Genomic DNA, 22,371 nt, shown 5'->3' on the forward strand with positions numbered 1-22,371 from the left:
TCGTATTCTAAAAAATTATAATGATTTAATGATGTGGTCCATTGACAGAAAAAGTTTGGTACGATTTGTTGCCGTTTCCATTGGTAAATTTTCAACTCCAATTCCCATAACCCACAATTCTGAATCCGCACTGTTTACTAAAAGATTCTGTTGTAATTTTTCGATGTAAGCATTGATTTCGTCAAGCATTGGAGTAGTAGTAAGGTACGTCAAAAATACAGGCGATTCAAACTGCTCTGTCATTTTTTTTAAATCGTCAATTTCTACGCTTTCGCCAAGGTAAATGGTCTTGTACCCATTTTTTACGATTTCATAGTTCAAGTATTTCAGACCTAAATCATGACTTTCTTGAACCGGTAAAAATAAAATAAAGATTTTATCTTGAATAACTTGTTGTGATTTTGAAATAATTTCAAGTTCAACTTCAAGTTTTTGTTTGATTAAATTCGTGATAAAATGTTCGTGAGCGGCTGTAATTGTATTGGTCTGCCAAAGCAAACCTATTTCATTTAACAACGGAACAAATACATCGCTAAAAATTCCTGTAAATGATTTATTGGCCAACAATTGATCGTATGCTTTGTAAAATGCTTCGCGATCAAAGTTTAACATCGCCACTTTAAACGCATTTATTGCGTGACTTTTATATGTTTTGTCGGTAATAATTTCTTTGACTAAACTCGGAATGTTTTCCGAAGGATATTGAGAAATTTTCGATATTTTGTACCCGTGATTGTGCAACAAAGTGATGTTTAACAACTTTTGGATGCTTCCAAAATCGTAATACCTAATATTGGTGTCGGTTCGCATGGGCTCTAAGATATTATATCTCTTTTCCCAAATACGAATCGTATGCGCTTTAATACCTGAAATGTTTTCCAAGTCCTTAATACTGTATGCGTTTCTAAAAGTGTTCATCATTTTATTGTTTATCTTAAACAAAAGTACATTTTAAAAGTTTGAAAAACTAATTTGTTTAACGATTTGTTTGTGCAATTTAACAAAAAATTTCTTTTAAAGGTTGTTGTTAGTACTTTAATTTGCTGTAAATTAATAGATTAATGTCAAAAATATCCCCGTTATTTTTTATCTAAAAAGTGTAAACAAGATATAAGGGAGTTTGTCTTTGAAAATTTCACGCAGAATGGAGAACGCTTTTGTGATTTGTGCTTCGACTGTTTTAATTGAAATGCCTAAGTGTTCCGCTATTTCTGCATTGGTGAGGCCTTCTTTTTTACTTAGGATAAAAATATTTTTGCATTTTTCAGGAAGTTTATCAATTTCTTTTCGAACCGCATTTACGGCAGCTTGAAATGATTCCTCGTCATCTGTAACCATAAATGACTCAACAGATTTTTGATAATTTTCTTCTAAAGCCGAGACTGATTTATTCCTGCGGTAAATGTCTACAAACTCATTGTAAACCATTTTATATAAATAGCTTTTAAGAGAAAGTGTTTCTTCTAATTGTGCTCTTTTTTCCCATGTTTTGAGCAGGCAATTCTGCACAATATCTTCCGCAATTGCCGTGTTTCGTGATAATCCGTACCCGTAAACGCACAATTTATCAAAGTACATGTCAATAATATAGGTATACGCTTTTTGATCCCCTTTTTTAAGGCGCTGAATCAATTGGCTGTTATCGCTAAAATCGTGAGAAGACATAGTAGCAAATTAAGTAAATATTGCTTTAGAAATTTACTAAAGTTAAAAATATATCAAAAAAATATAGGGTATTCATTTTCGACTTCGTATTAGAATAAATGTGTGAACTGATGAATAGCGAAAAAGCGACCGATATAATTGTAAAATACTTAAACAATCAAGAAACTAAAGGTGAAATTGATTCGTTAATGGTATGGCTTGAAGAATCAGAACATCAAAAAATATTCGATGATTTGGTAAAAGTGAACATTGCTTCTACAAGTAATTTGCATTCTTTTGACAAAATAAAAGTCAAAATGCATCTTTTAAATAAAATAAAGCAGCCTGAAAAGCGTAAATCTGTTTTTCACATTTCTAATTATATCAAAATTGCAGCGGTTCTTGTCATTGCTTTAGGAGTATGGTTTGTATTTCAAACTGAACGTAATCCAACTTTAGCGGATGAAGTTTTTCAACCTAAATTAGAAGCAATTACATTGGAAATGGAAGACGGTTCTATTCAACAATTAGATCTTTCTACAGAAACAACCATTAAAAATGCAGATGGAATCGTAGTAGGTTCGTCAACCAAAAATGGATTAGTCTACACAAATGAAGGGCAAGATCAAAAAATCACTTACAATACGTTAAAAATTCCATTTGGTAAAAAATTCCAATTGCAACTTTCTGACGGTACAAAAGTATTTTTAAATGCAGGTACTACTTTTCGTTTTCCAACGGCATTCCCAATCGAAGGTGACCGAATGGTTTTCTTGAAAGGTGAAGGATTTTTTGATGTTTCAAAAGATAAAAACCATCCTTTTAAAGTGTCTACTGATGCGGTTAATGTGGCAGTTTTAGGTACAAAATTTAACATAAACGCGTATGAAAATGAGTCTGAAACGAATGTTGTTTTGGTAGAAGGAAAAGTAGCCTTGTCGCAAGATATTGAAATGAAGAAAGCATCAGTTGATCTGACTCCTGGTTTTAAAGGAACGATTTTAAAAGGAACCAACGTTATATCGACAGAAAAAGTAAATGTAAAACCGTACATCGCTTGGATGACGGGAACATTGGTTTTTAAAAATGCAAAATTTGAAGATATATTAAAAACGTTAGAGCGTCAATATAATGTCACAATTGTGGTGAAAAATAAAGCGTTGAATAGCGAAAAGTTTAATGCCACATTTTTAAATGAATCGATAGAATCTTTATTGAATCATTTGAGTGAAAGCTACCCAATCAAATATAGTATTAAAAACAATGTCATTTATATTGAATAAGAAACAGCTGAAAGGCTAAACCGAATTGGTCAGAAAAAAACCGGAAAATGCGCCAACATTTCCCGGAGTACTATCTGGTCAATAGATTAACATTAACCAATTAAAAACCGATTTAAAAGTATGAAAAAACTTCCTAACCTGATTAGGTTTGAACAACCTTTTCTAAAATTTGATTTAAAAATGAAACTTACCGTCTTATTTTTATTAACAAGTATCACCTTTATTCATGCCAACGAAAGTTTTGGTCAATTGAATAAACTGTCGATACATGCACATCAGTTAACCACGGCCGATGTTCTTGATAAAATTGAAAACACAACCGGATACATGTTTGTTTACAATGTAAAATCGGTTGATTTGCAACGCGTCATTTCAATTAATCTTGAAGAAGAGAAAATTGAAAATGTGTTGAATAAATTGTTTGTCAATACCACGACTGATTACAAGATATCAGGTTCACACATCATTTTGTCTGTCAAAAAAGCGACGGTAACTCCTATTTCTATTGCTGAAGCGGAAGACATTGAAGTTATTATTCGTGGAAAAGTAATGAATGAATTTGGCGATCCATTGCAACAAGCGAGTATCAAAGTGAAGGGAACGAACCTCGCTGTTTTTTCAGATGCAGACGGAAACTTTGCGATCACACTTCCTACAACAGATGCAGTTTTAGTGATTTCCTACGTTGGTTTTGAAACGCAAGAAGTAATCGTTGGAAACACTGATTTTATGAATGTAAAATTAAAATTCCAAGTCGAAAATATGCAAGAAATTGTAATTATAGGATACGACAAACAATCTAGAAATAAAGTAACTGGTGCGGTTTCTTCGATCGATAAAAAGGAAATTACGCAACTTTCGGTTGGAAATGTTGGATTTGACAAAGCTTTGGGAGGTTTGGCACCTGGAGTTCAAGTTTCGCAAAACAGTGGTCGTCCAGGCGAACCGGTTCGGTTGAATATTAGAGGATTGACTTCGCCACTTTCAGGAAGTTTGAATCAGCCTCTTTTTGTGATTGACGGTGTTCCGTTTAATGCCGATGCTTTAGGCGGTTCCAATCCACTTTTGGCGTTAAGCCCAAATGATATTGAGAAAATCGATATTTTAAAAGATGCTGCTGCAACTGCAATTTACGGTTCTCGTGGTGCGAATGGAGTTGTCATTGTTTCGACCAAAAGAGGGACTAAGAATCAAAAATCTACGGTCGATTTCTCTTATACAACGACTTATGCTCAACCAATTAATACGTTGAAAGCATTGGATGCGACTCAATACCGAGCGTTTTATGATACTTTAATGAGCAACAGTGTGAACTCGTTAAACGACGGGACACTTGATTTCTTTTACGATATGGATTTGATGAACATCGGAAATATCGAATTGGATTACGATACTTTTTTATATACGTACAATGGGTTGAATGATTCTTATTTTGGCACAGCCAATACAAATTGGAACAAGGAAACGTTCCGAAAATTCGCATTAACGAATCAGTATAATTTAAATGTAAGAGGTGGTTCAGAAAGTACGAATTACTCTTTTGGATTATCAGCTGTAGATCAAGAAGGATTGGTCATCAATGAGAAATACGACCAGTACAATTTGAGAATGGCAATTGATTCAAAAATCGGCAAAAAAGTGACAATGGGTGCGACTGCAAATGTTTCGCATACTAAAAATTTATCTGGCGAAGCAAAAGATTTCGGATTCAACACCGTAAATACTGCTAACGTAATCGCTCGTCCTGATTTACCAGTTCGTGGAGAAAACGGAATGTTGTTAGACCAACCTGATTATCAATATGGTTTTGAAACTTACGAGCCAAATCCTGTTGCTAAATTGCAGAATAAGTCAGAAAACAGATCCTATAATTTTATTGGAAACACATTTCTTGAAGCGAAAGTAGCGAAAGATTTAGTGTTAAGAGGTGATGTAAATGCAGGTGTTTTTTACAATGATTCTAACTTGTTTATTCCAAAAACCACGTCAACCAACTTTGGGTACCCAAACGAATCTAATTTGATTACAGGAAACGGGTTAACCTCAAATATTACAACCAACTTAACTGCAAAATATGATTTGTACTTAGGGGATCATAATTTCAAAGCATTGGTTGGATATTCATGGGACCGCACTAAACGTCAATACAACAGCGTTTTTTACACCGGTTTTCCCGACGATGAAATTTTAATTGATCCGAATTCAGCTGCTCAAATTACTTCCTTTTCAAGCAGTAAAAGTGAATCGGGAATCAACTCTATTTTCTCGAGATTGAGTTACAGTTATAATGATTTATACAATCTTACGGTGAATTTTAGAAGAGACGAATCTTCAAAATTTGGACCTGGAAATAAGAGTGGATATTTCCCGTCCCTTGCGGCAAGCTGGAATATTGCAAACGAAGAATTCATTAAAGTGGAAGATTTGAATGTGTTGAAATTAAGAGCCAGTTACGGTAAAGTAGGTTCGGCAAATACAGCTGATTTTGCTTATTTGCAATTCTTTGGAACCAATAGCGGAATTAAATACGGAGGAAATACCGGAATCACACCTTTAAATATCTTACCTAATAAAAATATTGGTTGGGAAACTACCAAGGAATTTAATTTAGGTGTTGATTTCAAAGCTTTTTCTCACCGTTTGTATGGTAGTATAGATGCTTATTCGAGAAAAACAACAGGAGCTTTAGCGCCAACACCAATTCCTTTTGAACTTGGACCGTTGACTTATTTCTCTAATTTGATGGATGTTTCTAATAAAGGAATTGAAATTAATATTGGTGGAGATATCATTCGTACGGAAGATTTCATGTGGAGTATGAATGTGAATTGGGCGACTAATAAAAATAAATTAGACAAGTTGAATGGTGCAAATATCAATCAGTATAGTCTTGATTACTATGTAGAAGGTCAACCTATTGGAACAATTAAGGGATACCAAGTGGAAAAAATTTTCCAAGACCAAGCTGAAATTGATCAGTTGAATGCAGATGCTCCAAATGGATTTTACAGTTCGCCTTCTTTAAGCGTGGGAGATTATAAATTTAAAGATGTGAACGGTGATGGTGAAATCAATGCGGATGATCGTTCTGTAATTGGGTCTATTCAACCGGAATTTTTTGGAGGTTTCAGCAACACATTTACGTATAAAAATTTAAGTTTATCTGCTTTCTTCCAATATTCTGTAGGTGCTGAATCTGTTTGGGATGCAATTCCAACGGGAGTTTATAACAGTATAGGTCAAAATAAATTAGCAGAATATGGTTTGAATACTTGGACGCCTGAAAATACCGATGCACGTTATGCAAAAGCAGTATATACGGATCCAGCTGGAAACGGTAGAATCTCAGATCGTTATTTATTTGACACTTCTTATTTGCGATTGAAAAATATTCAGTTGAATTATACTTTTGATAAAGCAATTGTGGAGAAATTAATGTTGTCTCGTGCAACCATTTTTGTTGCAGCTACAAACATCGTCACATGGACAAAATGGCCAGGAATTGATCCGGAAATTTTCTCTGAAAGAGGAGGAGTTACAGATCAAGTGCAGAATGAAGATCCGTATCCATTAGCGAAATCATTTTCATTTGGTGTTCAATTACAATTTTAAAAAATAAAATTCTCATGAAAAATAAAATATATATCTTAAAAATCGCCTTGACTTTAATGCTTGTAACTTCAGTCGTAAGTTGCAGTATTGACGATGTGAAGCCTTTAAATCAACTGACAACGGAGAATGCAATTCGAGACGAACAATCAGCTCAAGCTGTTTTAAATGGAATTTACGGCGGTTGGCGTGCCATAGAACTCAACGCATTTCCGTTGCATCTTGGTGCTTTAGGCAATGAAGGTTTCTTTTCCGGAACGATTACAGGAAGTACTGGTTTTAACGCAAATCAAGTGAAACCTGAAAACTTATACTTGGGCTTTTTATACAATGCACATTACAAAATTATAAATGGTAGCAATTTTTTAATTGAAGAATTAGAAAAAGGAAAAGCAGTTGGTATTTCTGACGAACGAAAAACAGAGCTGATCATGCAAGCAAAATTTGCTCGTGCAATGGCTAATTTTAATTTGCTGCGTTATTTTGGCCAGTTTTACGACCAAAATTCATCGTATGGAATTGTACTTAAAACAACATTTTCAACGGACGTTGTTTTCGCGCAACGGAATTCTGTACAGGAAGTATATGCATCAATTGTTGCAGATTTAGAAGACGCGTCTGCAAATGGTCCATCGATGGTAGCACATTACTTTGCAGGAAAAGTAGCTTCGACTGCTTTATTGGCAAGAGTTAAACTATATATGAATGATTATGAAGGAGCCGCTGCTGCAGCACAAGAAGTAATTCTAAATGCAGAAGGATATGAGTTAGAAACGAACTACGGTTCCATCTTTTCAAACACTTATAATTCATCTGAAGCTATTTTTGCCATTTACCATACGCAAACACCAGAAGGTGGAAGTGGAATGTATCAAATAAACCGAACCAAATACAGTGAAACGCTTCGAACGTTAGCAGATGCTCAAATTGATGGAGCAGGTTCTTTAACGGAAAGTGGTTCAGGTTACGACCCTCGATTTTCTTATGCGTATGCAACAAGTACGAAAGGAACGAATTTGAATGGTAAATATCCAGTAAATACTTTTCAAGCTAATTCTGAAAACAACACGTTATTTTACATCCGTTTAGGTGAAATTTATTTAATTCATGCAGAAGCGGAAGCTAGAAAAGCGGGCGGAAATTTAGACGATGCGTTAACCAGTTTGAATGCAATTAGAGAAAGAGCAGGAGTGGAAGCGTATGAACTGAGCGATAAAACGACACTTTTGACTCAAATCCGTGAGGAGAAATTATTAGAATTGTTTTTTGAAAATGGAGAAACGTGGTTTGATTTAATTCGTTACCATAAGTTGGGTGATGTTTCCGCTTTCGCTGAAAAAGCGTCACTTACTTCAGAAACGCAATTCATCCTTCCGATGCCTTTAAATGTTTTGAGTGCGAACAATTTATTGATTCAAAACCCGGGTTATTAACTGAAACAGATACTTAATTATAAAATATACAAAAATGAAAAAAATAGCAATAACTTTTTTAGCGACAATTGGATTTTTTAGCGCTCAAGCACAAGTGGATTACGCCATAATTTCCGGTAAGATTGAAAATCCAACGGCAGATAAAAAAATACGTCTTTACGACAGTGCCGCAGGAAAAAGCGCAATGTTAAACGTGGGTGCTGATGGCTCTTTTAGAGATACAATCCATTTAAAAACACCTACGATTTATACTACTTCCTACGATAGTTTTTTTAGCCTCTATGTTGAAAATGGTATGGATGTTCAGGTGAGTTTTGATGCCAAAAAATTCAAATCAACTTTGAAATATGAAGGAAAAGGTAGTTTAGAAAATCAAGTGTTATTCGAAAAAGAGAAGTTTACAAACGAACTTTTCGGCGAAGATTATAGAACGTTGTTTTCATTAGACAAACCAACATTCACTAGCAAACTAAATGAGTACAATTCTAAAATCGTACATCTTTTAGAGAGCAACAAGAAAAACTTAAGTGCCAACTTTATTTCAATGCAGAGCAAGGCACAAGAGGAATTTATGACCGGAATGACTGCTGAAAACACGAAGCAACTGCAAATTAATGAGAAGCTAATCGTTGGAAAACCATCGCCATCATTTAAAAATTATGAAAGTCAAAATGGTAAAAAAGTGTCTTTATCTGACCTTCGTGGAAAATATGTTTTCATTGATGTTTGGGCAACTTGGTGTGGACCTTGCAAATATGAATTTCCTTACATAAAAGAACTAGAGAAAAAATACCACGGAAAAAACATTACTTTCTTAAGTATTTCTGTCGACCGTCAAAAGGACAAAGAAAAGTGGAAAAAGATGATTGTTAAAGAAGGCTTAGGAGGCGTTCAATTATTGGCGGATAACGAAATCGAGTCGCAATTCATCAAGGATTACTTTATTGAAGGCATTCCACGTTTTATATTACTGGATCCACAAGGTAATTTGATTTCTTACGATACTCCAAGGCCTTCAGAGCCGGAATTAATTACATTATTTGACGAACACGGCATCTAAGCTGTAAAGCGTTTAAATGAGTCTTAAAAAAAGGCAAAAGAATTCAGTTTCTTTTGCCTTTTTTTTATATAAACAAAACAACAGCATCTTATGGAAAGATACTGTTGTTTTGTTTGCGTTACTAGGGTAGAAGCGTTTTTTTTAATTATTTACTAGTTCCCTACTATTAATTCTAAGATTAGATATTAAATTAAAAATATAGTTATTTATTAATGAATAGTATCTAATTAAATACGCTAGTGTCCTTTCTCACGTTGTATGCCTAAAGTAATTTGATCATTACAAAAAAGAAATTTCATAGATTTATCTTTATTTAGTTTTTATTGTTAGATTTGGTACAATAATCAATCATTTTTATGGCAACAGTAATACCAAAACAGGCAGTAACGCAACTAAAAAAAGCATTAGATAATTTTAAAGTAATTGATGCGATCGAATTGTGTACAAACGAAGCACAAACACGCAAATTTTTAATTGAACCTTTTTTCGGACTACTAAATTATGTTTCCAATGATTTAATCCCTGAATATAATGCAGACTTCGGTGACAGAGTTAGTCAAAAAATTGATTATGCAATAATTTTAAATAAAAAAGATACATTACTTGTAGAAGCAAAGAAGTATAATAGTAAGCTATCCGATAAAGAAGCTGGGCAGTTAAACGGTTATTTTAATAATACTAAAAATTCACGAATTGCTATTTTGACAAATGGTATAGAGTATAAATTCTATTCTGATGTTGTTGAACCAAATATAATAGACAGCAATCCATTTTATGTGTTTAACTTGCTTACTTATGATGAAAATGATATTGAATCGTTATTGCACTTTGATAAAAGATTTATAAAAATTATTGATATTATTAGTACGGCTCAAGAAGAAGTATTTATAAGAAGTTTTGAAACTTCAATATTTAATGAGTTAATTGCGCCGTCAAAAGATTTATTAAAAATTATTCACAAAAACATGAGTTTTAAATCAAAGTTTAATGAAGAGACTCAAGGTAAAATGATTAATTTAATTAACTCTACTTTGTTGAAATCATTATATGAAAAAAAAGTACTTGAAGAGACAAAATCTAATTCTTTGGGAGTAATTACAACAGAATTTGAAATTCAAGCCTATCATACCATTAGAACGATGTTGATTCAAAATAAAAGAATTCCAAAAGAAAGAATTTCATATAAAGATTTTAAAAATTTTTTCAATATCAGTATTGACAATTCTACTAAAAAAGTTATTTGTAAATTAGTTTTTAATGATACTAAAATGAAATTAATTATTGATAATAATGAATATATTTTAGAACATATTGATGATGTCATCAAGTACAAAAATGAATTAATTAATAGAACACTTGTTTTGATTGAATAAATTAAATCACGTTTCCAAAAAAAAAAGACGTTCCAACTTGGAACGTCTTTTTTTTTAAGTAGCATCATACAATTAATTTCCAAAACCTTGGAATATGATGTATAGCTTTAGTCGATCACTAAATTTAAATCCATTTTTGTAATCGATTAACTAAAGTAATAAAAATAGGAGAGTTGGCAAGCAGGCATAAAAACATACGGAAGAACCAAAGGAAGACCGAACCGCAACGCTAAAGAAATACGTGAACAGTTCCAAAACCTTACTAATGATAATTTGGAGCTAATGAATAGCGATTTAAAAGTATTAGAACCAACGGAACTTATAAAGACATTAACTGATTTATCAAAATTTGTTCTACGTAAGTTTAAAAGCTATTAATTATACAGATGCCAATAACAACAACCAATATATTTCCAAAGTTCAAATTGTTTTTACCAATCCCGATGACAATGATAATTGATATAAAGACGGTTGATGGCTTAATAGAACTTATTGAATCAAATAAGTTGAAGGAAATAATTATTTTAGTTAAAAATGCTTTGAAGTTGCTTATTATTACTGTTGAGGTGGAAAATATTACTGAAAATTAAAATTCTTTTGGAGTGAGTACGTTAAGAGGCATATCAGTGATAAAATATTTTTTTATGGAATCCACTTGATAATAGAGAAGACAATTTTAATAAGATGCTAAAGTCGGAATCGTTCAAGAAAAAAATTGATAAAATCGAAGCGTATTATTAAGATTTAAAACAATTATACTACTTCAATAATACAGAAATCGTACAAATACTAAAATAAGCAATCCTTAAACAACTGATAAACAGAAAGTTTAAGGATTTTTTATGTGACCACGGTGGGATTTGAACCCACACGCCCTTTCGAGCACCACCCCCTCAAGATGGCAAGTCTACCGTTTCTCCACGTGGCCCAAAAAAAGAAAGGTCATTCGAAAAACGAACGACCTTTTGTGACCCGACTGGGGCTCGAACCCAGGACCCCATCATTAAAAGTGATGTGCTCTACCAACTGAGCTATCGAGTCGATGCATTCAAGAAAAATAAGTCAATTTGTGACCCGACTGGGGCTCGAACCCAGGACCCCATCATTAAAAGTGATGTGCTCTACCAACTGAGCTATCGAGTCATTTTTATTTCCTTGAATGCGGGTGCAAATATAAGGCCTTATTATTTATTTTTCAAAGCATTTTTGCTTTAAATTTGTCTTTTTTTTGGATTTAAACTTAACACATTGTTATTTAAGACTTTATTTTGATGAAAAAGATTTTGATACTTGGTTATATGGGTTCGGGAAAGTCAATTGTTGGAAAATTAGTGGCGGAACGATTGGGAATTTCATTCTATGATTTAGATCATTTCATTGAAAAACGTTTCGAAATGTCCATTTCAGAAATTTTTAAGCAGAAGGGTGAAATCTTCTTTAGAAAAATAGAACACGAGATTTTTAAAGAATTTCTTACAAAAGAGGAAACGTTCGTTTTGAGTTTAGGAGGAGGAACGCCTTGCTATGCAAATAATCACTTGTTACTTTCGGGTGAAAACGTATCTTCAGTGTACTTGAATGCATCAATTGGTACTTTGTGTGCGAGATTAATTGAAGAACGCCAGAACAGGCCTCTAATTGCTAATTTAGATGCCGATGAATTTAAGGAGTACATTGCCAAACATCTTTTTGACAGAAGTTATTTCTACAATCAGGCAAATTTCAAAATTTTTGTAAATGAAAAGTCACCTGATTTGATTTCAACAGAAATTGTCAACCTGCTAACTTAAGAAGGCGTGGTTGTTGTCTTTCTCAAAAACTACGGTCACGTGTTCAAATAAAGAGGTTGAAAGTGAAATGCCTTTAAAATCGGCTTTCACAGGATATTTCTTGTGGTTTCTGTCGACTAGAACTGCAGTTTTAAATTTTTTCAACGGTACATCTAGAAAATGACGGACACCGTAGACTAATGTTGTTCCCGAATTCAAAACATCGTCTACCAATATTAATCCTTTATTTTTATAAGTTTCTGCAGAAATGGAAGTTGTTATTGCTTCTGTGGGATTTTGCTTGTCAATAAACACTTCGCACAATAAAACTTTAATGGGCGTGATCGATTCTAATGTTTCTGCAATTTTTTCTGCAAAGAGATAGCCATTTTGAGCGATTCCGGCAATCACAATTTCTTCTTCATCTACAAACGTTTCATAGATTTGATAAGCAATTCGCTTGATTTTGTGTGCTATTTCTTGGTGGTTAAGAATAGTATTTTGACTCATGGAAATTTTTATTTGAGTGTAAATTTAAACAATTATAATTTTAAACTTCTTCATCGGTATCAAAATCAGTTGTGTAGTCGTCAATGTCACGACGGTCTTTTTTAGTTGGTCTACCTTCTCCATTTTTACGGTAATGTTCCTTAGCTAATTTCAGTAATTCTAAATGTTCAAAAGATTCTGTAGGCGTTTCATCTTTCCGATAGATATCTACTAATTTCGGTCCAACACGATTGGGAGGAATGTCTAAAACTGTGATTTTTCGAACAATTTGATCTTTACGAAAAGTCACTTTGTCCGTCGGAAAAACCTCCTTAGATGGCTTTGCAACTAGTCCGTTCACGGTAATGTGATTTTTTTTGCATGCTTCGGTAACCATGTTTCTGGTTTTGTAATATCTTACACACCATAAATATTTGTCAATTCTCATTTGTTTTGTAAAATCAGCGTTAAATTTTAGTTCAAAAATAAATCAATATTGTATCTTGCGACGAAAATTTTTTATAATAATGAACAAATTTAGGTTTTATTTTATCTTGCCTTTAGTAAGTATCGTTTTATTTTCTTGTAGTAAAGACGACGAGAAAGTGGCAGCGCCTCCAAGAGCATATACAGAACAGTATCCAGCGGATATTGAAGCTATTGAATCGTATTTAAAAACACACAGTTTTTCCGTAATAGAAGTCGACGGTAGAACGGATGTAAAAATCGACACTTTGATTGTTGGGAATGCCGAAGGTAAAGTTTCTATTTGGGACAATACTGAGTATCCTTTGCAATTTAAAATGGTAAAGAATGATATTCGTGCAACGAATTTTGTAGATGGTCGTGTTAAAGATCCTGTTGATTATAAAATGTACTATTTAATCCTTAATGAAGGTGGTGGTGCTTCTACAACTAGATTTGATTCCACTTACGTTAGTTACAGAGGCTGGAAGTTGAATGATAAACAATTTGACATTAATAACACACCGTTTTGGGCTACATTTCCAAAAATATCTAGTGCAGAAGTTTCTGTAATTTCTGGTTTTAGACAATTTACTTCGCTTTTAAAAGCATCTGAAACAATCGATGTAGGAGTAGATGGTTCTGTATCTTACAATAATTACGGAGTAGGTGTGGTGTTTTTGCCTTCAGGTTTAGCGTATTACAACACGCCACAAAATAATATTCCAATTTATTCACCTTTGGTTTTTACCGTTCGATTGCACAGTGTTCGTGAACGCGATCACGATCGTGATAGTGTTTTATCTAAATATGAAAATGGATCTGGTGTTGAGGATTTGTACACAGTCGATACAGACGGCGATAACATACCTGACTTTTTAGATATTGATGATGACAATGATGGCGTGAGAACCATTTTAGAAACAAGATATACGTACGTTAATGCAGATGGCGTGACAATCACTGCTCAATATCCATTTAACGGTGCATTAGTAGATGATCCTTCAACACCTTACGACGACAGAAAAGGGATTCCAAGTTGTTCTGGAGATTTTGAAAGTCCAACTCGTGTAAGAAAACATTTGGACGCAAATTGTCAATAATTCTGTAATATTAAGCAACAAAAAAATCCAGTACTTTCTAGTACTGGATTTTTTATTTCGTGAGATATTGATTATTTTCTCTTCATCACTTTTTCTACAGCTGCAACAATTGCTTGATTGTTCAACTTGTATTTATCCATCAATTGGTCTGGAGTTCCAGATTCGCCAAAACTGTCGTTAACGGCAACAAACTCTTGTGGTGAAGGATTATTCAATGCTAAAACTCGAGCAACGCTTTCACCCAAACCTCCCATTATATTATGTTCTTCCGCAGTAACTACACATTTTGTTTTTGCTAAAGACGCTAAAATGGCTTCCTCGTCCAACGGTTTAATAGTGTGAATGTTGATCACTTCTGCCGAAATTCCTTTCGCTTCTAACGCTTCTGCAGCAACTAATGCTTCCCAAACCAAATGTCCAGTAGCAATAATGGTAACGTCAGAACCTTCATTCAATAAAACAGCTTTTCCAATTTCGAATGTTCCGTTTTCAGGTGTGAAATTTGGAACAGACGGACGGCCAAAACGCAAGTAAACTGGGCCATGGTGATCAGCAATTGCCATCGTAGCTGCTTTCGTTTGATTGTAATCACACGTGTTGATTACTGTCATTCCTGGCAACATTTTCATCAAACCGATGTCTTCTAAGATTTGGTGAGTTGCACCATCTTCTCCTAAAGTTAATCCTGCGTGAGAAGCACAGATTTTTACATTTTTATCTGAATAAGCTACAGATTGACGGATTTGGTCGTACACTCTTCCTGTAGAAAAGTTAGCGAATGTTCCTGTAAACGGAATTTTCCCACCAATAGTCAAACCTGCTGCAATTCCAATCATGTTTGCTTCAGCAATTCCGATTTGGAAAAAACGTTCTGGATGATTTTTCTTAAAATCGTCCATTTTTAATGAACCAATTAAATCGGCACAAAGTGCAACTACATTTTCGTTAGTTTGACCTAATTCAGTTAATCCCGCTCCAAAACCTGAACGTGTATCTTTATTTCCTGTATTGATATGTTTTTTCATTTTTGAATAATAAAATTAAAATTTATTGGCTGCATTTCCACCAAATTGTTACTGTGTTCAAACTTCAACTTTTTACCATCAAAGTATTTACTATTGATTTTCTGTATTATTTTCGATTCATAACTTTTATCGATGCACTCTATAATCATTCCTACATCATCTGAAGAAAAACGGTTTTTTATATGTTTTGAACTTAAACTTTGAATCGTAGTAATAGAAGATATCTTTTTCTTTCTTCTATTTTTATAAAAAGTAAATGTTTCAACATTAACTGAATCATTTAGTTTTTGTGAATTTCTATCGTAATGTCTTACACAATAAGAATTGTTTCTGGTTTTAGGATTTGTCATGGTAAATATCTCGTAATTCTTTAAATTACTAGAAATATCAAAACCTTTAAAACTTTTATCGTGAATTTCAAAACGGTAAATTTCACCTACTTCATAATCGGCCAAAATCACATTTATAATCTCTCCATTTTTCGCATAGACTGATAGCCTATAATTGTTTTCTATTGTGTCAGATAAAAAAAATTGTTGAAAATGATTGTTGTCTTTTCGCGATTCATAATTTGCAAACAAATTGAACTTATATGTTTTTTGGGCAAAGCCAAACTGCATCGTAAAAATCAGTAGCAGACAGATGTATTTCTTCATGAATATTGTACTACGTAAATAATTACTTAATTAGTAATCTCCTAAAGTTTCAGCGTTTTGTTCAAAAGCTTTTGCCAATTGCTCGTCATTTGGCGCTTTTCCGTGCCAAGCGTGCGTGTACATCATGAAATCAACTCCGTTACCCATTTCTGTATGTAACAAAATACAAACTGGTTTTCCTTTTCCTGTTTTGGCTTTAGCTTCATTCAATCCTGCAATTACTGCTTCAATGTCGTTTCCTTTTTCAATGTCTAAAACGTCCCAGCCGAATGCTTCGAATTTTGCACGAATGCTTCCCATTGGTAAAACTTCGTCTGTAGAACCGTCAATTTGCTTTCCGTTTAAATCAACTGTAGCGATAATGTTGTCCACTTTTTTAGCAGCAGCATACATAATTGCTTCCCAGTTTTGACCTTCTTGCAATTCACCGTCGCCCATTAAAGTATACACTAAATGGTTGTCGTTGTTTAATTTTTTGGCTTGAGCCGCACCAATAGAAACAGATAATCCTTGTCCTAGTGAACCAGAAGCAATTCTAACTCCAGGTAAACCTTCATGAGTTGTTGGGTGACCTTGCAAACGAGAATTTAACAAACGGAATGTCGCTAATTCTGCTACCGGAAAGTAACCGCTTCTTGCTAAAACACTGTAGAAAACAGGAGAAATGTGACCGTTAGAAAGAAAGAATAAATCTTCGTTCATTCCGTCCATGTCAAAGCCTTCTTTTCGGTCCATGATGTTTTGGTAAAGTGCTACTAAAAATTCGGTACAACCAAGAGAACCTCCGGGATGGCCTGAATTTACGGCGTGAACCATGCGAAGAATGTCTCTTCTTACTTGTGTACTTAAATCGACTAATTGTTGTGTGTTGGGTTTCATTTTTTGTGTAAAAGTTAAACTGCTGCAAAGATAAACAGATAATTCGGTTTAAGGCAATTTGAAAAAACAGAATTTCAAGAAGTTATGAAAAGTTTCCCACAAAAAAAATCCCCAAACTGTATTCAGTTTGAGGATTTTAGAGATTTTAGAAAATGAAGTTATTCGTTAACGATAACCCATTCGCCTGATGCTAAAAGGGATTCGGCTTTTTTGTATTTCATACTTTCCGTTTTTCCACTCATCACATGTTTAATTGTTACGTTGTCGTTACGGTTGATTTTCGGCATTTCGCGTTTAATCGTTTCTGTGACTTGACGTTGTTGTGTTTGACCTGCTTCGCGGTTTTCTGCAGCTGCTTGGTCTGTATTTTGAATTTCATCCTTAGAAGTCGTATAGTCTTCTTTCTGACGTACTTCTTTCGCTTCTTGAATTGTCGCTGTATTTTGTTGCGGCAAATCACCTTTGAACAAGAATGAAACAACTTCTTTATTTACGCCATTCAACATTGAACTAAATAATTTAAAAGCTTCGAATTTGTAAATCAGCAACGGGTCTTTTTGTTCGTGAACGGCTAATTGAACTGATTGTTTCAACTCGTCCATTTTACGCAAGTGTTTTTTCCAAGCTTCATCCACAATTGCTAAGGTGATATTTTTTTCAAAATCAGCAATTAATTGTTTTCCTTCGCTGTCGTATGCTTTTTTCAAATCAGTAACGACGTTTAACGATTTAATTCCGTCTGTAAAAGGAACTACGATGCGTTCAAACTGATTGTCTTTGTTTTCAAAAACATTTTTAATAATCGGCAATGCTTCCCGAGCACTGCGATTTGTTTTTTCTGTATAGTATTCTAAAGCTGCTTTGTATACTTTTCCTGCAATTTCAATTGGAGTAAGTTTGTTGTATTCTGCTTCCGTAATTGCATCTGTAATTGAGAAATAGCGAATCAATTCAAATTCGAAGTTCTTGAAATCGCCACCTTCTTTATTTGAGGTCGCCACTAATTCACACGTATCATAAATCATGTTAGCGATATCCACTTTCAAACGTTCGCCATGCAAAGCGTGACGACGGCGTTTGTAAACTACTTCACGTTGTGCATTCATTACGTCATCGTATTCCAATAAGCGTTTACGAACTCCAAAGTTATTTTCCTCTACTTTTTTCTGTGCTCTTTCGATAGATTTGGTCATCATTGAATGCTGAATTACTTCGCCTTCTTTCAATCCCATTCTGTCCATCACTTTTGCAACTCGTTCTGAACCAAAAAGACGCATTAAGTTATCTTCTAGTGAAACGTAAAATTGTGAACTTCCCACATCTCCTTGACGACCTGCACGACCTCGTAATTGACGGTCTACACGACGCGAATCATGACGTTCTGTACCAATAATTGCTAAACCACCTGCCGCTTTTACTTCTGGAGATAATTTAATATCCGTTCCACGACCGGCCATGTTTGTTGCAATAGTTACAACACCAGATTTACCCGCTTCTTCAACGATTTGTGCTTCTTGCTTGTGCATTTTGGCATTCAAAACGTTGTGTTGCACGTTTCTCATTTTCAACATTCGGCTTAATAATTCCGAAATTTCAACCGAAGTTGTTCCAATTAAAACCGGACGTCCTGCTTTTGATAATTCCGTTACATCGTCAATAACAGCGTTGAATTTTTCACGAACGGAACGGTAAATCAAATCTTCTTTATCGTTACGAGCCATCGGACGGTTGGTTGGAATTTCAACAACGTCTAATTTATATATTTCCCACAATTCCCCTGCTTCAGTAACGGCCGTTCCGGTCATACCTGCAAGTTTGTTGTACATTCTAAAGTAATTCTGTAAAGTTACAGTTGCAAATGTTTGCGTAGCCGCTTCAATTTTTACATTTTCTTTTGCTTCAATCGCTTGGTGCAAACCGTCAGAATAACGACGACCATCCATTATACGACCTGTTTGCTCATCTACAATCATGATTTTGTTGTCCATGATTACGTATTCTACATCTTTTTCAAAAAGAGAATAGGCTTTAAGCAATTGAGTTAACGTATGAATTCGTTCGCTTTTAATACCGAAGTCTTGGAATAATTTTTCCTTTTCTTCTGCTTCAGCGTCTTTGTCTAATTTTAATTTTTCAATTCGAGCAATTTCAGTTCCAATATCCGGAAGAACGAAGAAATCAGCATCTTCATCTGTCGATAAAAATTTGATACCGTTATCTGAAAGTTCAACTTGATTGTTTTTTTCTTCAATGACAAAATACAACGCTTCATCCACTTTATGCATTTCGCGGTTGTTGTCTTGCATGTAATGATTTTCAGTTTTTTGAAGCAATTGTTTAATTCCTTCTTCACTCAAAAATTTAATTAACGCTTTGTTTTTTGGCAAAGCACGATACGCTCTCAATAATTGAAAACCACCGTCTTTCGTATTTCCTTCTTTAATTAATTTTTTGGCTTCTGTTAAAAATCCATTAGATAGTTGGCGTTGAAGTGCTACTAAATTTTCAATTTTTGGTTTCAACTCCATGAATTCATGTCGGTCACCTTGCGGAACCGGACCTGAAATAATCAACGGAGTTCGAGCGTCGTCAATCAAAACAGAATCGACCTCATCGACAATTGCAAAATTGTGTTTGCGTTGCACTAAATCTGTTGGAGCATGAGCCATATTATCTCTCAAATAATCGAAACCAAATTCGTTATTTGTACCATAAGTAATATCAGCATTATACGCTTCACGTCTTGCGTCTGAATTCGGTTGGTGATTATCGATACAATCAACCGTCATTCCGTGGAATTCAAAAAGAGGTGCTTTCCAAGCGCTATCTCTTTTTGCCAAGTAGTCGTTCACGGTAACTAAATGCACACCGTTTCCAGTTAATGCATTTAAGTAAAGAGGTAGAGTTGCAACTAATGTTTTTCCCTCACCCGTTTGCATTTCCGCTACTTTACCTTGGTGCAACACCATTCCACCAATTAACTGAACATCATAATGAATCATGTCCCATGTAATTAGTTTTCCGGCAGCTGACCACGTATTTGACCAAAGTGCTTCATCGCCTTCGATACTTACATATTCTTTAGCAGCAGAAAATTTCAAATCGCTAGGACTTGCTTTCACGCGAACTACTGAATTGTCCTTAAATCTTCTCGCTGTTTCTTTGACAACGCCAAAAGCTTCAGGAAGAATTTCTAATAATGTTTTTTCAGAAATATCATAGGCTTCTTTTTCTAAAGCATCGATAGACACATAAATGTCTTCTTTCTCATCGATATCTACTTTTTGGTCTACTTCAAGTTTTAGAGCCGCAATCTTATCATCTTTTTCCTGACGTGCTTCTTGTATTCGCTTTTTGAATTCAGCGGTTTTTGCCCTTAATTCATCGTGAGATAAGGCAGCCAATGAAGACTCAAATGTTTTAATTTTAGCCAAGTAAGGTTGTAAAGCCTTAACGTCCTTCTGTGATTTATCGCCTACAAAGGCTTTAAGAATGCTGTTTATGAAGCTCATATGTATATAATTCTGTTATTCAATTCGTTATTCAAACAAAAAAAAAGTCTCGCATGAGACTTTTTCATTGGGTTTATTTTTTAGTATTCATCCTCGTTCCAAAGATAATCTTCGTCGGTTGGATAATCAGGCCAAATTTCTTCCATTGATTCATAGATCTCTCCTTCGTCTTCTATAGATTGAAGGTTTTCTACCACTTCTAAAGGTGCACCAGCTCTAATAGCATAGTCAATAAGTTCATCTTTAGTAGCAGGCCACGGTGCGTCACTTAAATAGGATGCCAATTCTAATGTCCAATACATCTTGTATAAGTTTTATAATTTTATGCAAAAATAAATTTTTTACTGAGACAGTCAAGTAAAATTGTGTTTATTTTTTAAAGTTAAGAACGTTTTTTTATTTTCCAGTTTCGCAAAAGGATTTTTTAGAAAAATAGCCCGGAAATTTACTGTCAATATTTTTCGGGAATCCATTGAACCTCTTCAGCGTTTAAGTCTTGAGACAACTTCCGTGCCAACACAAAAAGGTAGTCAGAAAGTCGGTTCAAGTATTTCAAAACGAAGAAATCAATGGACTCAATTTCGTTTAAATGGACTGCTATTCGTTCCGCTCTGCGGCAAACACAACGTGCGATATGACAATATGACACAGTTGGATGGCCTCCAGGTAATACAAAATGTGTCATTTGTGGGAGTGACGCTTCCATTGAATCAATCGCATTTTCCATAAACTCAATTTCTGCCTCTGTAATCTTGGGAATGTTTAAGCGGTCTTTTCCATTTTTCAATGTTTCCTTTTCGGGTGGTGTAGCTAATATTGCTCCAACAGTAAATAGCTTATTCTGAATTTCGGCCAATGTGTTTTTGTATATTCCATTAATATCCTGGTCTCTTATTAATCCAATATGCGAATTTAATTCATCCACCGTTCCGTAACTTTCTATTCGTATGTGATTTTTTGGAACACGCGTACCTCCAAAAAGTGCTGTTGTTCCTTTATCTCCTGTTTTGGTGTAGACCTTCATTTTGTGTAGTTTTTAGAATTCTGGGCTAAAGTTACATTTTAATGCAATAAAACATCAGCAAAACTATTATACAATTTCAGGTCACAGTTACAAGATATGAATATTTATTCATTAAAAATGTATAATTATTAAATTAATCATAAATTTTTAAGTTAATTAAATGTTATATTGAATCATTTGTTACTTTTATGATGAATTATTAAAATAAACCAAATTATGAAAAAAGTACAATTATTAGTAGGAGTTGCTATCCTTGCAGCTTCTTTTACCTCGTGTAAAAATGAAGAACAAGAAATGGCAGAGAAGTCATTTGACCGTTATGAGAAATATGTAGATTCAGTTCAAGTTGTTACAGAAGCAGATGCTTTAGCAAACTGGCAAGCAATTGAAGCGGGATATAACGACCGTATGAACGAAGCAGACATGGCAATTGCTAGTATGAAAGATCGTGCTGAAGCAGAAATTCGAATTGAGAAAGCGAAAGTTAAATATACGGAGTTTAAAACGAAAGTAGAGGCAAGTGTTCCTAAACCAGTGGATAGAAAAGTAGTGATTCGTAACTCTTATTTTGGTGATGGAAAAATGACTGGTGGCGATATGGACTTCAGTTGGGTAAACAAGGATAATATTTTGACCGTTTACAATGACTTTTATAATGAATTTGACGCCAATAAAAACTCGTACTCAAGAGAAGATTTTGACGAGATTAAAGCGTTGTATGAAGCTTTAGACTCAAGAAAAAATACAGTTGAAAAAGAAGGATTGTCGTCTCACGATAATTTAAAAATCGCAGAAATTAAATTCAAATTTGCTCCTAAATTTAAATGGGAACGAATGGGTGCTAAAGCTGAAGAAAACGCCGAAGCAAAAGAATAAATTTGTTGAATATCAAAGGTTAAAAATAGCCGTTCATTTTTTGGACGGCTATTTTTTTGTGTAATTGTTAAAACAATCGGTAAAAAAAATTGTAAATTCATTTTTGGGATAAAGCATTCCGATGGGGAACGCTTATCTTTTTAATAACATTAACTTAACATGCATGCAGAT

18 protein-coding genes and 3 tRNA genes are annotated in these 22,371 nt (G+C 34.2%); 8 read left to right on the forward strand and 13 right to left on the reverse strand.

The features are described 5' to 3' along the window. Positions 1 to 15: 15 nt before the first annotated feature. Positions 16 to 918 carry a MerR family transcriptional regulator gene (locus tag YWA_RS0110585; RefSeq protein ID WP_026718750.1) on the reverse strand — a complete coding sequence of 301 codons (903 nt, stop codon included), beginning with the start codon at positions 916 to 918 and terminating at the stop codon, positions 16 to 18. A gap of 168 nt (positions 919 to 1,086) precedes the next feature. Continuing rightward, the gene (locus YWA_RS0110590; protein ID WP_022828488.1) at positions 1,087 to 1,665 is read right to left on the reverse strand and encodes an RNA polymerase sigma factor; all 579 of its coding nucleotides are present in this window, start codon (positions 1,663 to 1,665) and stop codon (positions 1,087 to 1,089) included. A 110-nt stretch (positions 1,666 to 1,775) separates the two neighbouring features. Between YWA_RS0110590 and YWA_RS14945 the strand changes: the two genes are divergently transcribed. The 5 genes from YWA_RS14945 (at position 1,776) to YWA_RS0110615 (ending at position 10,402) form a co-directional block, all read left to right on the forward strand. Continuing rightward, positions 1,776 to 2,927 (forward strand): FecR family protein, encoded by a 1,152-nt coding sequence (locus YWA_RS14945; protein ID WP_169627256.1) that lies wholly within the window; start codon positions 1,776 to 1,778, stop codon positions 2,925 to 2,927. Between the two features lie 120 nt (positions 2,928 to 3,047). Further along, entirely contained in the window at positions 3,048 to 6,539 is a 3,492-nt protein-coding gene (locus tag YWA_RS0110600) for a TonB-dependent receptor (protein WP_022828490.1), read from the forward strand. A 14-nt stretch (positions 6,540 to 6,553) separates the two neighbouring features. Further along, complete coding sequence (locus tag YWA_RS0110605; RefSeq protein ID WP_022828491.1) at positions 6,554 to 7,969, forward strand: RagB/SusD family nutrient uptake outer membrane protein; 1,416 nt, start codon at positions 6,554 to 6,556, stop codon at positions 7,967 to 7,969. A gap of 34 nt (positions 7,970 to 8,003) precedes the next feature. Continuing rightward, positions 8,004 to 9,029: a TlpA family protein disulfide reductase gene (locus tag YWA_RS0110610; RefSeq protein ID WP_022828492.1), complete on the forward strand. Its 1,026-nt coding sequence runs from the start codon at positions 8,004 to 8,006 to the stop codon at positions 9,027 to 9,029. 356 nt (positions 9,030 to 9,385) lie between these two features. Continuing rightward, complete coding sequence (locus YWA_RS0110615; RefSeq protein WP_022828493.1) at positions 9,386 to 10,402, forward strand: type I restriction enzyme HsdR N-terminal domain-containing protein; 1,017 nt, start codon at positions 9,386 to 9,388, stop codon at positions 10,400 to 10,402. An 845-nt stretch (positions 10,403 to 11,247) separates the two neighbouring features. Here YWA_RS0110615 and YWA_RS0110625 read toward each other — a convergent pair. The 3 genes from YWA_RS0110625 to YWA_RS0110635 all read right to left on the reverse strand — a co-directional run bounded on the left by YWA_RS0110625 (position 11,248) and on the right by YWA_RS0110635 (position 11,545). Continuing rightward, positions 11,248 to 11,330 (reverse strand) — tRNA-Leu (locus tag YWA_RS0110625). A gap of 40 nt (positions 11,331 to 11,370) precedes the next feature. Then, positions 11,371 to 11,443, reverse strand: a tRNA-Lys gene (locus tag YWA_RS0110630). Between the two features lie 29 nt (positions 11,444 to 11,472). Beyond that, positions 11,473 to 11,545 (reverse strand) — tRNA-Lys (locus tag YWA_RS0110635). Positions 11,546 to 11,673: 128 nt separating this feature from the next. Between YWA_RS0110635 and YWA_RS0110640 the strand changes: the two genes are divergently transcribed. Further along, entirely contained in the window at positions 11,674 to 12,192 is a 519-nt protein-coding gene (locus YWA_RS0110640; RefSeq protein WP_022828495.1) for a shikimate kinase, read from the forward strand. On the opposite strand, the gene YWA_RS0110645 is transcribed toward YWA_RS0110640, so the two are convergent. Further along, a complete protein-coding gene (locus YWA_RS0110645; RefSeq protein ID WP_022828496.1) occupies positions 12,184 to 12,681 on the reverse strand; it encodes a phosphoribosyltransferase domain-containing protein in 498 nt (165 codons plus the stop codon). The genes YWA_RS0110640 and YWA_RS0110645 overlap by 9 nt on opposite strands. A 40-nt stretch (positions 12,682 to 12,721) precedes the next feature. After that, positions 12,722 to 13,108 (reverse strand): RNA-binding S4 domain-containing protein, encoded by a 387-nt coding sequence (locus tag YWA_RS0110650; protein ID WP_022828497.1) that lies wholly within the window; start codon positions 13,106 to 13,108, stop codon positions 12,722 to 12,724. A gap of 79 nt (positions 13,109 to 13,187) precedes the next feature. Between YWA_RS0110650 and YWA_RS15380 the strand changes: the two genes are divergently transcribed. Beyond that, entirely contained in the window at positions 13,188 to 14,228 is a 1,041-nt protein-coding gene (locus YWA_RS15380; RefSeq protein ID WP_022828498.1) for an FKBP-type peptidyl-prolyl cis-trans isomerase, read from the forward strand. A gap of 71 nt (positions 14,229 to 14,299) precedes the next feature. Here YWA_RS15380 and YWA_RS0110660 read toward each other — a convergent pair whose 3' ends face one another. The 6 genes from YWA_RS0110660 to YWA_RS0110685 all read right to left on the reverse strand — a co-directional run bounded on the left by YWA_RS0110660 (position 14,300) and on the right by YWA_RS0110685 (position 21,324). Continuing rightward, entirely contained in the window at positions 14,300 to 15,253 is a 954-nt protein-coding gene (locus YWA_RS0110660; RefSeq protein WP_022828499.1) for a transketolase family protein, read from the reverse strand. Next, the gene (locus YWA_RS0110665) at positions 15,250 to 15,834 is read right to left on the reverse strand and encodes a hypothetical protein (RefSeq protein WP_157505333.1); all 585 of its coding nucleotides are present in this window, start codon (positions 15,832 to 15,834) and stop codon (positions 15,250 to 15,252) included. Before YWA_RS0110665 ends, YWA_RS0110660 begins: the two co-directional genes overlap by 4 nt. Positions 15,835 to 15,939: 105 nt before the next feature. Further along, entirely contained in the window at positions 15,940 to 16,788 is an 849-nt protein-coding gene (locus YWA_RS0110670; protein ID WP_022828501.1) for a transketolase, read from the reverse strand. 158 nt (positions 16,789 to 16,946) lie between these two features. Continuing rightward, the gene (gene secA, locus YWA_RS0110675) at positions 16,947 to 20,300 is read right to left on the reverse strand and encodes a preprotein translocase subunit SecA (RefSeq protein WP_022828502.1); all 3,354 of its coding nucleotides are present in this window, start codon (positions 20,298 to 20,300) and stop codon (positions 16,947 to 16,949) included. Between the two features lie 80 nt (positions 20,301 to 20,380). After that, entirely contained in the window at positions 20,381 to 20,602 is a 222-nt protein-coding gene (locus tag YWA_RS0110680) for a DUF2795 domain-containing protein (RefSeq protein WP_022828503.1), read from the reverse strand. Positions 20,603 to 20,751: 149 nt separating this feature from the next. Beyond that, entirely contained in the window at positions 20,752 to 21,324 is a 573-nt protein-coding gene (locus YWA_RS0110685; protein WP_022828504.1) for a cob(I)yrinic acid a,c-diamide adenosyltransferase, read from the reverse strand. Between the two features lie 216 nt (positions 21,325 to 21,540). On the opposite strand from YWA_RS0110685, the gene YWA_RS0110690 reads away from it, so the two are divergent. Continuing rightward, a complete protein-coding gene (locus YWA_RS0110690) occupies positions 21,541 to 22,200 on the forward strand; it encodes a hypothetical protein (protein ID WP_022828505.1) in 660 nt (219 codons plus the stop codon). Positions 22,201 to 22,371 lie beyond the last annotated feature (171 nt).

The organism is Flavobacterium antarcticum DSM 19726, assembly GCF_000419685.1.
Taxonomy (GTDB): Bacteria; Bacteroidota; Bacteroidia; order Flavobacteriales; family Flavobacteriaceae; genus Flavobacterium; species Flavobacterium antarcticum.